General features: G+C 64.0%; 12 protein-coding genes, 1 tRNA gene and 1 pseudogene. 10 read left to right on the top strand and 4 right to left on the bottom strand.

Annotation, left to right across the window (positions count from 1 at the left end; all coding sequences use genetic code 11):
- The first annotated feature begins 31 nt into the window (after positions 1 to 31).
- The 4 genes and pseudogenes from Rhe02_RS23330 to Rhe02_RS50975 all read left to right on the top strand — a co-directional run.
- On the top strand, positions 32 to 823 hold the full coding sequence (locus Rhe02_RS23330) for a replication-relaxation family protein (RefSeq protein WP_203910455.1): 792 nt from the start codon (positions 32 to 34) through the stop codon (positions 821 to 823).
- Positions 820 to 1,791 carry a DNA-methyltransferase gene (locus Rhe02_RS23325; protein ID WP_203910454.1) on the top strand — a complete coding sequence of 324 codons (972 nt, stop codon included), beginning with the start codon at positions 820 to 822 and terminating at the stop codon, positions 1,789 to 1,791. The genes Rhe02_RS23330 and Rhe02_RS23325 overlap by 4 nt, the downstream gene beginning before the upstream one ends.
- 90 nt (positions 1,792 to 1,881) lie before the next feature.
- A complete protein-coding gene (locus tag Rhe02_RS23320) occupies positions 1,882 to 2,214 on the top strand; it encodes a YlcI/YnfO family protein (RefSeq protein ID WP_203910453.1) in 333 nt (110 codons plus the stop codon).
- A gap of 211 nt (positions 2,215 to 2,425) precedes the next feature.
- Positions 2,426 to 3,478 (top strand): annotated as a pseudogene (locus Rhe02_RS50975) (recombinase family protein); the annotation flags it as partial.
- A 553-nt stretch (positions 3,479 to 4,031) separates the two neighbouring features.
- Here the strand turns inward: Rhe02_RS50975 and Rhe02_RS23305 are convergent.
- Positions 4,032 to 4,106, bottom strand: a tRNA-Arg gene (locus Rhe02_RS23305).
- 144 nt (positions 4,107 to 4,250) lie between these two features.
- Between Rhe02_RS23305 and Rhe02_RS23300 the strand changes: the two genes are divergently transcribed.
- The gene (locus Rhe02_RS23300) at positions 4,251 to 4,913 is read left to right on the top strand and encodes an LPXTG cell wall anchor domain-containing protein (RefSeq protein ID WP_203910452.1); all 663 of its coding nucleotides are present in this window, start codon (positions 4,251 to 4,253) and stop codon (positions 4,911 to 4,913) included.
- 54 nt (positions 4,914 to 4,967) lie between these two features.
- Here the strand turns inward: Rhe02_RS23300 and Rhe02_RS23295 are convergent, their stop codons facing one another.
- Both Rhe02_RS23295 and Rhe02_RS23290 read right to left on the bottom strand, forming a co-directional pair.
- Positions 4,968 to 5,579, bottom strand: coding sequence for a DUF305 domain-containing protein (locus Rhe02_RS23295; protein ID WP_203910451.1), 612 nt, complete (start codon positions 5,577 to 5,579; stop codon positions 4,968 to 4,970).
- 27 nt (positions 5,580 to 5,606) lie between these two features.
- Positions 5,607 to 6,392, bottom strand: a complete 786-nt coding sequence (locus Rhe02_RS23290; RefSeq protein ID WP_203910450.1) for a thioredoxin-like domain-containing protein — start codon at positions 6,390 to 6,392, stop codon at positions 5,607 to 5,609.
- A 155-nt stretch (positions 6,393 to 6,547) separates the two neighbouring features.
- On the opposite strand from Rhe02_RS23290, the gene argS reads away from it, so the two are divergent.
- From argS to thrC, 4 genes are read left to right on the top strand one after another with little or no spacing between them, the layout of a single operon-like run.
- Complete coding sequence (argS, locus tag Rhe02_RS23285; protein ID WP_203910449.1) at positions 6,548 to 8,191, top strand: arginine--tRNA ligase; 1,644 nt, start codon at positions 6,548 to 6,550, stop codon at positions 8,189 to 8,191.
- Between the two features lie 6 nt (positions 8,192 to 8,197).
- The gene (gene lysA, locus Rhe02_RS23280) at positions 8,198 to 9,577 is read left to right on the top strand and encodes a diaminopimelate decarboxylase (protein WP_203910448.1); all 1,380 of its coding nucleotides are present in this window, start codon (positions 8,198 to 8,200) and stop codon (positions 9,575 to 9,577) included.
- 3 nt (positions 9,578 to 9,580) lie between these two features.
- On the top strand, positions 9,581 to 10,864 hold the full coding sequence (locus Rhe02_RS23275) for a homoserine dehydrogenase (protein ID WP_203910447.1): 1,284 nt from the start codon (positions 9,581 to 9,583) through the stop codon (positions 10,862 to 10,864).
- 1 nt (position 10,865) lies between these two features.
- Entirely contained in the window at positions 10,866 to 11,897 is a 1,032-nt protein-coding gene (thrC, locus tag Rhe02_RS23270) for a threonine synthase (RefSeq protein ID WP_203910446.1), read from the top strand.
- Here the strand turns inward: thrC and Rhe02_RS23265 are convergent.
- A complete protein-coding gene (locus Rhe02_RS23265) occupies positions 11,865 to 12,365 on the bottom strand; it encodes a DUF6082 family protein (protein WP_203910445.1) in 501 nt (166 codons plus the stop codon). The genes thrC and Rhe02_RS23265 overlap by 33 nt on opposite strands.
- A gap of 236 nt (positions 12,366 to 12,601) precedes the next feature.
- On the opposite strand from Rhe02_RS23265, the gene Rhe02_RS23260 reads away from it, so the two are divergent.
- Entirely contained in the window at positions 12,602 to 12,823 is a 222-nt protein-coding gene (locus Rhe02_RS23260) for a DUF397 domain-containing protein (protein WP_203910444.1), read from the top strand.
- Positions 12,824 to 12,884 lie beyond the last annotated feature (61 nt).

The raw sequence follows: 12,884 nt of genomic DNA, 5'->3' as shown, positions 1-12,884 counted from the left end.
CGACTCCTAACCCTAACTGGAGGACACATGAATGAGCCGTACGTATGTCACTGCACGAAAGCTTATCGAGCTTGAACGTTCCCTCTCGCCTCGGGAAACCAACGTCCTTAGCACCCTCGCACGTGTTCGCCTCGCAACGAGCACACAGCTTGAACGCCTGCACTTCACAGACATAACCCCACGGCAGGCTCGTCAGATCCTTACGCAGATGGTGGCCCGTCGTCTGGTCCTACGCCTCCCACGAACCGTTGGAGGCGTCCGCGCCGGATCGAGCGGATTCGTCTACGCCATGGATACCGCCGGAGCGCGTCTCGCGATGCCTCAGTATCCCTGGCAGCGCAGGCCTTGGAGCGTCGGATTGCCGTTTCTGGCGCACAGCCTCGGGGTCACGGAGTTGTTCGTGCGTCTGGCCGAAGCCGAACGGCTGAGAACGCTGGTCATGCAGAGCTTCGTCGGCGAACCAGCTTGCTGGCGATCGTTCGCCGGTCTTGGAGGAGCACGCACCACCCTCAAGCCTGACGCCTTCCTCGTGACGCTCCTGCCGGGATTCGAGGACCGATGGTTCATCGAATTGGACCGAGCCACTGAGTCGCCAGCAACAGTCGCTCGTAAATGCGACCTGTACCGCCGCTACTGGCAAAGCGGCACAGAACAAGCCCGCAGCGACATCTTTCCGCGCGTGCTCTGGCTAGTGCCAGACGATAGCCGTCGCGGCGCCCTGGTCGATGTGCTTGGTCGACAGCCAGCGGAAGCTTGGCCATTGTTCGCCGTCTCGGTCTTTAGCGAAGGGGTCAACCGCATTGCGCAGGGGGCTCAGGTATGACACAGCTCCCACGCAACACCATCCTGATAGGAGACGCTCTCACCCGGCTGCGGGAGCTACCATCGTCCAGCGTTGATATGGCTATTACTAGCCCGCCGTATTTCCAGCTCAGGGACTACGCTCAGGCCGGTCAGCTTGGTTTGGAACCGACCGTGCACGAGTGGACGCAGAACCTTCGTCAGGTTTGCCACGAGATAGGCCGCGTGCTCCTGCCAACTGGGTCGCTCTGGCTTAACCTCGGTGACTCGTTCAGCAGACACCCCAAATACGGTGCCCCCGCCAAGAGCTTGCTCCTTGCCCCGGAGCGACTCCTATTGGCGTTAAGTGACGACGGCTGGCTGGTGCGAACCAAAGTAATATGGCACAAGCCAAATGCCATGCCATCGAGTGTCACCGACCGGCTGACGCTGACCTACGAGGTCATCTACCACCTGGTGCGGCAACGCACCTACTTCTTCGACCTTGACGCCATCCGTGAGCCGCATCGTTCTGGACCCAGCAAGCAGGCCAGGACACCACAGCACCACGCGCCCAACTTCTCTGGACCGCTTGCAGCGAGCCGCGGGGGATTGCACCACCTACGCAGAGAGGGCCTACCTGGTCACCCGCGAGGTAAGAATCCTGGCGACTGCTGGAGCATTGCTACCCGTGGTTTCCGTGGCAGCCACTTCGCCACCTATCCGGCTGAACTGGTCCGTCGACCGATCCTCGCGACTTGTCCAGCTGTCGTCTGCACGGCTTGTGGCGCAGGCCAAAAGGTCAGCACCGGAGCGCTTCCCTGTGACTGCCATGCTCCGGCGCGGGCCGGCATCGCGCTCGATGCGTTTTTCGGCACGGGAACCACCGGACTCGTTGCCCGGCAACTTGGCCGAGACTGGTTGGGCATTGAGCTCAACCCAGACTATGCCGCTATGGCCTACGAACGACTTAGCCCAAGAAGCGACCATCGGGGAGTTCCGGTGGTGTGAGCATGGACGACCTCGTCGGTGCCATGCAGCCGCTTTTAGCAATCCCACCAGGGGATAGGTGGCTGCAAGCACCGAGGAGGTGTGCGTCACATGACCGATGTTCCTTCAGCAAACGGACCGTCCGGTGGGTTCAAGACCATCGGGGTCAAGCTGCCCGACGAGGTTCACGCTCAACTCGTTCTGATCGCGTCGCTCGATGGGTTGAGTCTGACCGATGCCATCCGGCAGGCGATTGACGGTCACCTCGATCGCAAGCGTAGCGACGGCGCACTGGCGGCCCGAGCAGCCGAAGCCGCAGCCGAGATTGAACGAGAAGCGGCCCTGCGGCGCGACGCGTTGCAAGCGCTGTTTGGGCCACAAAGCTCGACGCCCGATGAAACCACTACGTCCAAGCGCCGCACCAAGGAACAGACGTCGCCGTAAGACAGACGTCAAGCAAGGGGGAAGGGGCGATCAGCCGCCCTTTCCCCACTTCCGCCTGTGTAAAGCGCCTGAATTCTGGCTCCACAGAGGCAAAGTACCTGTCACTTTCCACCTTGGAATCCGGGCGGGAATCCAATTAGGATGAATTGATAGACGCGAATATTACGAGGACAGGCTCACCTTACGCAAGTCATCTCAAAAGGAGGCACCCATGCAAACACCGACACTGACCGAAAGCTACCCGAGCAAACGAGCCGTTATCTACCTGCGGGTGTCGACCGCCAAACAGGCAGACAAGGACAACGACCCGGACGGCTACTCCCTGCCCGCACAGCGCGAAGCCTGCGAACGCAAAGCCGAAGCCCTTGACGCTGAAGTGGTCGAAATCTTCATCGACCGAGGCGAAAGCGCCAAGACCATAGACCGGCGAGAGTTTCAACGGATGCTTGCCTTCATTAAAGGTCACGGCGATATCGATTATGTCATCCTCGATAAGGTCGACCGCTTCGCTCGCAATCGCCGGGATGACGCCAATCTCCAGTTTGAGCTTCGCTCATATGGCGCGCAGCTGGTCTCGGTCAAGGAGAACATTGACGAGACTCCGGGCGGTCAGTTGCTGCATGCCGTCATGGCAGGGATCGCCGAGTTCTACAGCCGAAACCTCGCCACCGAAGCCCTCAAAGGCATGACCCAAAAGGCCAAAGTCGGTGGCACGCCCGGCCGAGCACCCGTGGGCTACCTCAACACCCGCGAGAACATCGAGGGGCGCGAAGTACGGACCATCGCCATTGACCCGAACCGTGCGCCACACATTGTGTGGGCCTTCGAGGCCTACGCCACGGGCAACTGGACCATCCGCACTCTCGCTAACGAGCTCGCTGCTCGTGGACTATGCGCCAGGCCGCAAGGACGGCGAGCACCGATGCCCATGAGTCTCTCGCTCGTCAATCTCATGCTGCGCAACCGCTACTACATCGGACGAGTCACCTTCAAAGGCATCGAGTACGAGGGCCGTCACGCCGCCATCATCTCGAAAGCGCTCTTCGAACGGGTACAGGAGGTTCTCGCCATGAACCAGGCCGGTGAGAAGCAGCGAGTACACCGGCACTACCTCCGTTCCACCATCCATTGTGGCGAGTGTGGCTCAAGGCTCTGTATCACCAACGCCCGAGGTCAGTATTTCTACTTCTTCTGTGTCGGTCGCCATCAGAGGCGGACCACCTGTCAGCTCCCGTATCTACCCGCCGCTGAGGTGGAGCAAGCCATCGAGCGCTACTACACCACCATCCGGGTACCCGAGGGCTTGCAGGAACAAATCCGGGAGGCCCTCAGAGCCGAGCTCGACCGCCAACGCCTCCAAGCCGAACCCGAGATTGCTCGTGCCGCAGGCCGCGTAACCGAGCTGGAACAAGAACGTAAGCGGCTCGCGCGAGGCGTCGTCACCGGTTCCATCCCCGAAGACCTAGCAACTGAGGAGCAAGCCCGCATCACCAAGGAGCTGACTCATGCCAAGCGCACCCTCACGGCCTCACAAGTCATCTTCGAGAAGATCGAGGAGACGCTCAACCGGGCGCTGGCGCTCATTGGCCGGTGCGATGAGGTGTACCGCCAGGGTGGACCAGAGGTCAGGCGCTTGTTCAATCGCTTCTTCTTTGAAAAACTACTCATATCGGTCGAAGATGACAGTCCCGTCGTCTCCGGTGCGATGCTGAACGAGCCTTGGGGCACGCTGCTCACATTCGCAGCGGTTGCCTCGTCCAGCCAAAACGAAAACCCCGGCCAAGATCCTTGGGTCCGAGGTTCGAAAGATGATTCCTTGGTGCCCCCGGCAGGATTCGAACCTGCGCCCCCGCCTCCGGAGGGCGGTGCTCTATCCCCTGAGCTACGGGGGCTCAGCGACCGACAAAGACTACCAGGTGGAAAGCCTGACCTTGAAACGGTATCCAGCTGGCCCATTGGATGATGTTTGGCCTGGTAGGAGGCGTGCAGGATGTGGTCTTGCACTTTCCCCAAACCGGAGGACAACTATGCGCACTATGCGGATCGCCCTTGGCGCCGCTGTGGCCGCGCTCACGTCGCTAGCGCTGGCCACCCCTGCTTCTGCCGTTCCCGTGACGATCAATATCAAGACCGCTCACCTGAACAAGACTGCCGACGAGTTCGACGGAGATACCTGTACTGGCCCGTTCAAGGGGCTGGCGGCCAACAAGGATGGCTGGCACTTCGTGCTGCCGGCGTCGAGTGGGTCGGGTTTTGTGAGCCTTTCGCTTACGTTCAGCAGCCCGGGCGGCGACGTTCCGGTGACCATCACCGGGACCGAGGCGGCTCCGAGTACGGGGTCGGGCTGGTCGGGGTTCATTGACAACGCTGGCGCCGCGGACAAGCACGCCTACGTGATTACGAACGCCGGCTGGACGCTCAAGGCCGGCAGCGCGTCGGCGGAGGGGGCGGATCAGGAGGACGATTTCAACCTGAGCCACACCTGTGCCGGTGACCCGGAGGAGACCCCGGACCCGGAGGAGACCCCGGAACCGGACCCAAGCACTAGCGTCAGCGCGACTCCGTCGACGCCGGGCGGCGACCTGCCGCGCACGGGCACGTCGGTGACCGGGTTTGTGACGGCGGGTGTCGTGATGCTGGCGATCGGCGCGGCTCTGCTGCTGGTACGCCGTAGGCGGGACATCGCTGACGGAGCCTGATCAAGGCTGAGAAATGGGGCTCCTCTGGTGCGCAGGGAGCCCCATTTTCTATGTCTAGCCGAGCTGTTTTTGCAGGTTCTGCAGGGCGGTTACCTCGCCCTGCTGGCCGGACTTGATGGCGTCGGCGAGCCAGGTCACGTCGCCGTTGTGGGTCTGGCTGAGGACGCCGTCGACCATGTGGATGCCGCCGAGATGATGCTTGATCATCATCTGGACGAAGAGGCGGTCGAAAGCGGGGCCGGAGGCGGCGGCGAGCGCGTCCATCTCGGCCTGGGTGGCCATGCCGGGCATGAGGCCGTTGTCGAGCTGGTTCATGCCGTCGGGCATCCAGGACATGGGGGCGGCTTCGGTGTTGGGGTTGACGCCCCAATCGCGCAGCCACTGGTCCATCATGCCGATCTGGGCCTGCTGGGTCAGCGCGATGTCGCTGCCGAAGCCGCGCACCTCCACCTTGTTTCCCTTGCTCTGGGCAAGCATGCCCATGGCTACGGCCTGGGCGTGGTGGGCGGACATGTCGCGGGCGAAGCCCGCCTCGGGTGAGGTGTCACCGGGGCTGCTGGAGTGCGGCGTGAGAAAGCCCGCCGCGTACCCGAGCAGGAGTCCGATCACCAACATCACGGCGAGACCGGCGGTGCTGAACAGGGTGAAGCGACGGGCTGTACTCATGATCGAATAGGTCCTTAGGGTATGTGCTTACTGCCCGCCGTTGAGGCGCGCGGCCTGCTCCTCGGTGAGCGGCGTGGTGCCGACGGCGGTGGTGCCCTGCGAGCAGGTGGCGCCGGGCTCGACCGAGGCGTTCTTGGCCAGCGCGGCGATGAAGTCGGCGATCCGGCCGTCGTTGACGTTGTCGAGCTTGAGCTGCCAACCCCACGCCTGCAATGAGACGTTCTTGTCCAGGCCTTCGACCGGGCTGATCATCGTGTACGGCTTGCCCTTGATCTTACCCTCGAGGATCTTGACCTGATCGGCCGGAAGCCCGGCCTTGTAGGTCAGCCAGACAGCGCCATGCTCGAGGCTGTGCACGGCCTGCTCGTTGGGGATCTGCTCGGTGTAGATGTTGCCCATGCACTGCTGCCACGCCTGCGGGGGAATGTGGTCACCACCGACCGGCGGAGTGTGGTTGTACTTGATCGGGCCCCAGGCGTGGTTACGGGTCAGGTTCTCCCCGCGGTAATCCTGGATGCCAGAGATCGACGAGGCACGCCCCTCCCAGCCGTAGCCGGCGCCACCCGGACGGAACGCGGCCCACGCGCCCCAGCCGATGATGCCGGCGGCCAGCAGGCCAACGGCGGTGAACAGAGCGATCGGCCCCCAGTTGCGGCCCTGGTTGACCTTGATGGGCGTGATCGGCTTGCGGGGGCCGGCACCCTTACCCTTGCCACTGACGGCGGGCTTGGCTCCCGGCTTGGCAGAGGGCTTTCCGGTGACCTTCACAGAGCCCGGGCTCTTCTGTTCGCCGCTTGGCGTGCTGATGCTCATCGTTGTTGTCCGTCACGTCGAGGGGTAGGGCGCGCCAAGTAAGTTAGCCGGGCGCAGAGCCAAGAGTCTACCCCCGATCCCATCCCGCCCGGCGGCCCGCCAATACCACAGAGCCGCCAACAGGGGTGCCCAGGCCGTGCCGATAGCATTGCTGGGTGACTCCGGAGAATCTCGCCGACGCCGTTCTGTCCGCTGCCCGCGCGGTCTTTGAAAGCCGCGGGCTCGACCCGGAGGCCTTGCCGGACACGGCGACCGTGGAGCGTCCGCGCAATCCGGAGCACGGAGACTATGCGACGAACCTCGCGCTTCAGGTCGGTAAGAAGGTCGGCGCGAACCCGCGTGAGCTAGCTTCAGCGCTCGCCGAAGAACTCAGCAAAGTCACAGGTATAGCTTCCGTGGAAGTGGCCGGGCCGGGCTTCCTGAACATACGGGTCGACGCGGCCGCTGCCAGTGAGCTGGCTCGCAGCGTGGTCAACGCGGGCGCGAGCTACGGCCACACCAGCTCCCAGCAGGGGCAGCGGTTCAACCTGGAGTTCGTCTCGGCGAACCCGACCGGGCCGATCCATCTGGGTGGTGTGCGCTGGGCGGCCGTCGGTGACGCGCTGGCGAGGCTGCTGAAGGCAACCGGGGCCCACGTCACCAACGAGTACTACTTCAACGACGCCGGCGCACAGATCGATCGTTTTGCCCGGTCGCTGCTGGCCTCGGCGAAGGGCGAGCCGGCGCCCGAAGACGGTTACGGCGGGGCGTATATAGCGGAGATCGCGGCAGCGATCAAGGCGAAGCACCCGGACGCCGACGACGAGCAGACCTTCCGGGTCGAGGGCGTCGAGCTGATGTTCCAGCAGATCAAGTCGTCGCTGACCGAGTTCGGCACCCATTTCGACGTGTACTTCAACGAGAAGGACCTGCACGACAAGGGCGAGCTGGAATTGGCCCTGGCCCGGCTGCGCGAGCAGGGGCACGTGGAGGAAAAAGACGGCGCGGTCTGGCTGCGCACCACCGACTTCGGCGACGACAAGGATCGGGTGCTGCGCAAGAGCGACGGCGACTGGACCTACTTCGCGGCCGACTGTGCCTATTACCTCGACAAGCGCAGCCGCGGTTTCGACAAGGTGATCATCATGCTGGGCGCGGACCATCACGGTTATGTGGGCCGGATGCGCGCGCTGGTGGCCTGTTTCGGCGACGACCCCGACTACAACCTTGAGATCCTCATCGGCCAGATGGTGAACCTGGTCAAGGACGGCCAGCCGGTGCGGATGAGCAAGCGCGCGGGCACGGTCGTGACGATGGAGGACCTGGTCGAGGCGATTGGCGTGGACGCGAGCCGCTACGCGCTGGCCCGGTTCAGCAGCGACTCACCGATCGATATCGACATCGAGCTGTGGACGCGGGCGAGCAAGGACAACCCCATCTATTACGTGCAATACGTGGCGGCGCGCACCGCGGGTGTCGCTCGCAACGCGGCCGACCTGGGCCTGACCCGGGACGTCGGCGAGTTCGACCCCACGCTGCTGACCCATCCCAAGGAACTTGACCTGCTCAAGCGGCTCGGCGACTACCCGTCGATCGTGTCCGGAGCGGCTGAGCTGCGCGAGCCCCACCGGGTGGCGCGTTACCTCGAAGACCTGTCCGGCGATTATCACCGGTTCTACGAGAACTGCCGGGTGCTCCCCCTCGGCGACGAGGAGATCTCAAACTTGCACGTCGCGCGACTGTGGCTCAATGACGCCACGAGGACAGTGATGGTCAATGGCCTTGGGCTCCTTGGCGTCTCAGCCCCAGAACGGATGTAAGAAGGAATGTCAGGACGGGCCCATGAGGCCGGCGCGATCCACGGCGACTTTGGGCATCGCGGGCCGGCGTGGCTGCGTACCCCGATAGATGTCAATGCTTTAATGCAGCCGCTTTGGCCACAGACTGTCCACAAAGGAGCGGATGGGGTGCTGCAGATCGGAGGGCTCAGCGTCACCGAGCTGGCGCAGCGCTTCGGCACGCCCGCCTATCTCTTCGACGAAGAGGACTTCCGCGCGAGATGTCGTGCCTTCAAGGCGGCCTTCGGCGATGCCGAGGTCTACTACGCCGGAAAAGCGTTCCTGTGTAAGGCGGTGGTGCGCATCCTCAGCGAAGAAGGGCTGAGCCTGGACGTGTGCTCCGGGGGCGAGCTGGCGACCGCGCTCGCGGCGGGGATGGATCCGGCGCGAATCGGCTTTCACGGCAACAACAAATCGATGCGTGAGCTGACCGAGGCCGTCGACCGGGGCGTGGGCCGCATCATCGTGGACTCGTTCGACGAGATCGACAGGTTGAGCAGCCTCAAAAAGCCGGTCAAGGTGATGATCCGGGTCACCGTCGGCGTGGAGGCGCACACCCACGAGTTCATCGCGACCGCCCATGAGGACCAGAAGTTCGGCTTCGCGCTGGCTGGCGGCTCCGCCTTCGAAGCCGCGCGGCGCATCCTCGCCGAGGGCGTGCTCGACCTGCGAGGCTTCCATTCCCACATCGGCTCGCAGATCTTCGATGCCTCCGGTTTCGAGGTGAGCGCGCGCCGGGTGCTCGCGCTGCAGAAGCGGGTGCTCGACGAGCTCGGTGTTGAGCTGCCCGAGCTGGACCTCGGCGGCGGCTTCGGCATCGCTTACACGAGCCAGGACGACCCGTCCGAGGCTAGCGATCTGGCCGATCGGATGGCGAAAATCGTTGCGGATGAGTGTGCCGCGTTGCAGCTGAACCTGCCGCACCTGTCGGTCGAGCCGGGCCGGGCCATCGTTGGGCCGTCCACCTTCACCCTCTACGAGGTGGGAACAGTCAAGCCGCTCGATGGCCTGCGCACCTACGTGAGCGTGGACGGCGGGATGAGCGACAACATCCGCACCGCCCTCTACGACGCCTCCTACTCGGCCACCCTGGCGTCACGTCGGTCACAGGCCGAGCCCATACTCGCCCGGGTAGTGGGAAAACATTGTGAGTCCGGGGACGTGGTGGTTAAGGATGAATTCCTGCCCGCGGACATAAAAACAGGAGATCTTCTCGCGGTACCGGGAACCGGCGCCTATTGCCGGAGCATGGCCAGCAACTACAACCACGTGCCCAGGCCGCCCGTGGTCGCGGTGCGGGACGGGCAGGCGCGGGTGATCGTGCGCAGGGAGACCGAAGAGGATCTCCTTGCCCTGGATATGGGGTAGGCGATGGCTGAGTCGGTAAGGGTGGCGTTGCTCGGGTGCGGCACAGTCGGCACGGAGGTGGTGCGGCTGCTGCACGAGCAGGCCCACGATCTGCGGGCGCGGGTGGGTGCGCCGATCGAGCTGGTGGGCATCGCCGTGCGCAGGCCCAACCGGGTCCGTGAGGGCGTGCCCCAGGAGCTGATCACGACCGACGCGCTCGGGCTGGTCAAGCGCGACGACGTCGACGTCGTGATCGAGGTGGTCGGCGGCATCGAGCCCGCGCGCACCTGGCTGGTCGAAGCGCTCCGCTCGGGCAAGAGTGTCATCACCGGCAACAAGGCCCTCCTCGCCGAAGACGGAGGTTCGCTCCACGACGCGGCCGCCGAAGGCGGAGCCGACCTCTATTACGAGGCCGCGGTAGCCGGCGCCATCCCGTTGCTGCGCCCGCTGCGCGAGTCGCTGCACGGTGACCGCCTGACGCAGGTGACCGGAATCGTCAACGGCACCACCAACTTCATTCTGTCCGCAATGGACAGTACGGGGGCCGGTTACAGCGAGGCGCTGGACGAGGCCACCGCTTTGGGCTATGCCGAGCCCGACCCGACCGCCGACGTCGAGGGTTTCGACGCCGCAGCCAAGGCCGCGATCCTCGCCAGTCTCGCCTTCCACACCCGGGTGCGGGCCGCGGACGTCTATCGCGAGGGCATCACCGAGGTGTCAGCTGCCGATGTGGCCAGCGCCAAGGCGATGGGCTGCATCATCAAGCTGCTCTGCATCGCGTCGCGCACCAAGGACGGCGGCGTTTCGGTGCGGGTGCATCCGGCGATGATCCCGCGCAGCCATCCGCTGGCCAGCGTGGGCGACGCCTTCAACGCGGTCTTCATCGAAGCCGAGGCGGCCGGGCAGCTCATGTTCTACGGCCGCGGCGCAGGCGGTGCCCCGAGCGCGAGCGCCGTGCTCGGCGATCTGGTGGCGGTGGCCCGCAACCGGCTCACCGGCGCGCGCTCGTCCAGCGAGTCCGCCTACGCTGACCTCCCGGTCAGGCCGATGGGTGAAGTCTGGACTCGTTACCACGTCTCGCTGGACGTCGCCGACAAGGCAGGTGTGCTCGCCTCCGTCGCCGGAGTCTTTGCGCGGCATGATGTTTCGATCGCGACAGTCAACCAGTCCGGGCGTGGCGACGATGCCAGCCTGGTCATTGTGACGCACGCGGCCAAGGATGCCGATCTTGCGGCAACCGTGGCAGAGTTGCGTTCGCTCGATTTTGTTCGGTCAATCGCAAGTGTTCTCCGGGTAGAAGGAGACTGAAATGTGGCGTGGGCTGATTGAGGAATTCCGGGACAGGTTGCCGGTCAACGAGAACACGCCAGTGATCACGTTGCACGAGGGGAACACACCGCTCGTGCCGGCGCCCGCCCTGTCCGACCGCACCGGTTGCGAGGTCTACCTCAAGGTAGAGGGCGCCAACCCGACCGGTTCGTTCAAGGACCGCGGCATGACCGTGGCCGTCTCCAAAGCGGTGGAAAACGGCGCCAAGGCGATCATCTGCGCCTCCACCGGCAACACCTCGGCCAGCGCCGCCGCCTACGCCGCCCGGGCCGGCATCACCTGCGCAGTGCTTGTGCCGCAAGGGAAAATCGCGCTCGGCAAGCTCGCCCAGGCTCTCGTTCATGGGGCCAAACTGCTTCAGGTGAGCGGAAACTTCGACGACTGCCTGAACCTTGCCGGAAAGCTTTCCCAGGACTATCCCGTGGCTCTGGTCAACTCCGTCAACGTCGACCGCCTCCACGGCCAGAAGACCGCCTCCTTCGAAATCGTTGCCGCCCTTGGCGATGCCCCCGACATCCACTGCCTGCCGGTCGGCAACGCCGGCAACATCGCCGCGTACTGGATGGGCTACCAAGAGGAGGGCAAGTCTCCTCGCATGTTCGGCTTCCAAGCCTCCGGCTCGGCCCCCATCGTCACCGGCAAAGTCGTCACCGAGCCGTCCACCATCGCCACCGCCATCCGCATCGGCAACCCCGCCTCCTGGACCAAGGCCCTCGACGCGCGCAACGAGTCCGGCGGCATCATCGAAGCCGTCACCGACCGCGAAATCCTTGCCGCATACCGACTCCTGGCCCGCGAGGTAGGCGTCTTCGTCGAGCTCGGCTCCGCCGCCAGCGTCGCCGGCCTCCTTCAAAGCGCCGCCGCCGGCAAAATCCCCCGCGACTCCCGCATCGTCTGCACAGTCACCGGCCACGGCCTCAAGGACCCCGAGTGGGCCATCTCCACCGCCCCGGCCCCCCAAACCATCGCCCTAGACCCCCTAGCCGCCGCCAAAGCCCTCCACCTCGCCTGACCCCGACGCCGTCGCCCGCTCCCACTCCTCCTCCACCAGGACGTAGAAACGCCGCTGCGCCTTGGTAAGCGCGTCTGCCTTGTAGAAGGGGCGAGCTGCCCGCCACCAGTCCTGCGCCTCCGGCGACCTCAGCAGCGATCGCACCTGAAGCCTGACACCGTCGTCCGAGATCGTCTCCAGGATGTAGAGGGTCTGGAAATACATGAAGACAATGTTTCGATAGACGTTCCTGACCCATTGCTCAGTTTCGACCGGCGCGGAAACCGGGCCCCACACCGGGCGGAACAGGGGATTTTCCAGATGGAGCCGCATTACCTCAATATGCAAGCCGTGCAGCGTATGCCGCTGGCTTATCCGGGTCTGCCGAACCTGGAGCCGAAGCGCAAACGCGATGCCGACCAAGGCCAACGCCGACACCATCGCGGACACCGCACCGATGGCAATGGTGATCCGATCGACAGTGTTCATTCTCCCATTGTTGGGGGAGTGTCACGCGTCCAATGAATACGCACAACGACACAAAACCGGAAAACTTGTGTTGCTCTTGCGCCCGGCGTTTCGCTACTATGCTCAGTCGGCGGAGCGAGTTTCGAAGCGCGGCAATAGCCCTGCGGCATGAGACCTCGGCTATCAATCGGCAATTTGGGACGAGGTCAAGGTTTGCGCACACCTGTTCGTGAATTTCGATCACTCACGAATTTGGCATGCGTGCCAAGGCATGCGATAGGGGAGCAGTGGACGAGTCGACACGATCCAGCTGGCGGCGTGGCTCGAAATGTGAGAGTCACGGATGTGTCGAGGTGTCGATAAGACCCGACGCCGTCTCAATCCGAGACTCGAAGATCACAAATGGGCCTGAGCTCGCCTATAGCCACACGGCTTGGGCTGCCTTTATAGGCGCCGTGAAGATCGGCGAATTCGACTAGCACTTGTTGGGAGTGCTAGTAAACGCTGTTGCTATATGGCATTTTGCATTGCGCTGACTTT

Origin of the sequence: Rhizocola hellebori, assembly GCF_016862955.1 — a bacterium.
GTDB classification, from domain to species: Bacteria; Actinomycetota; Actinomycetes; order Mycobacteriales; family Micromonosporaceae; genus Rhizocola; species Rhizocola hellebori.
This window is presented reverse-complemented; position numbering and strand designations above follow the sequence as displayed.

What these genes read in the sequence shown, in the direction of transcription:
- Rhe02_RS23320 (WP_203910453.1), top strand. Translation starts at nt 1,882, where the DNA reads ATGACCGATGTTCCTTCAGCAAACGGACCGTCCGGTGGGTTCAAGACC.
- Rhe02_RS23265 (WP_203910445.1), bottom strand. Translation starts at nt 12,365, where the DNA reads ATGAACACTGTCGATCGGATCACCATTGCCATCGGTGCGGTGTCCGCG.
- Rhe02_RS23295 (WP_203910451.1), bottom strand. Translation starts at nt 5,579, where the DNA reads ATGAGTACAGCCCGTCGCTTCACCCTGTTCAGCACCGCCGGTCTCGCC.
- Rhe02_RS23300 (WP_203910452.1), top strand. Translation starts at nt 4,251, where the DNA reads ATGCGGATCGCCCTTGGCGCCGCTGTGGCCGCGCTCACGTCGCTAGCG.
- Rhe02_RS23260 (WP_203910444.1), top strand. Translation starts at nt 12,602, where the DNA reads ATGCGTGCCAAGGCATGCGATAGGGGAGCAGTGGACGAGTCGACACGA.
- Rhe02_RS23275 (WP_203910447.1), top strand. Translation starts at nt 9,581, where the DNA reads ATGGCTGAGTCGGTAAGGGTGGCGTTGCTCGGGTGCGGCACAGTCGGC.
- lysA (WP_203910448.1), top strand. Translation starts at nt 8,198, where the DNA reads ATGTCAGGACGGGCCCATGAGGCCGGCGCGATCCACGGCGACTTTGGG.
- Rhe02_RS23330 (WP_203910455.1), top strand. Translation starts at nt 32, where the DNA reads ATGAGCCGTACGTATGTCACTGCACGAAAGCTTATCGAGCTTGAACGT.
- thrC (WP_203910446.1), top strand. Translation starts at nt 10,866, where the DNA reads ATGTGGCGTGGGCTGATTGAGGAATTCCGGGACAGGTTGCCGGTCAAC.
- Rhe02_RS23290 (WP_203910450.1), bottom strand. Translation starts at nt 6,392, where the DNA reads ATGAGCATCAGCACGCCAAGCGGCGAACAGAAGAGCCCGGGCTCTGTG.
- Rhe02_RS23325 (WP_203910454.1), top strand. Translation starts at nt 820, where the DNA reads ATGACACAGCTCCCACGCAACACCATCCTGATAGGAGACGCTCTCACC.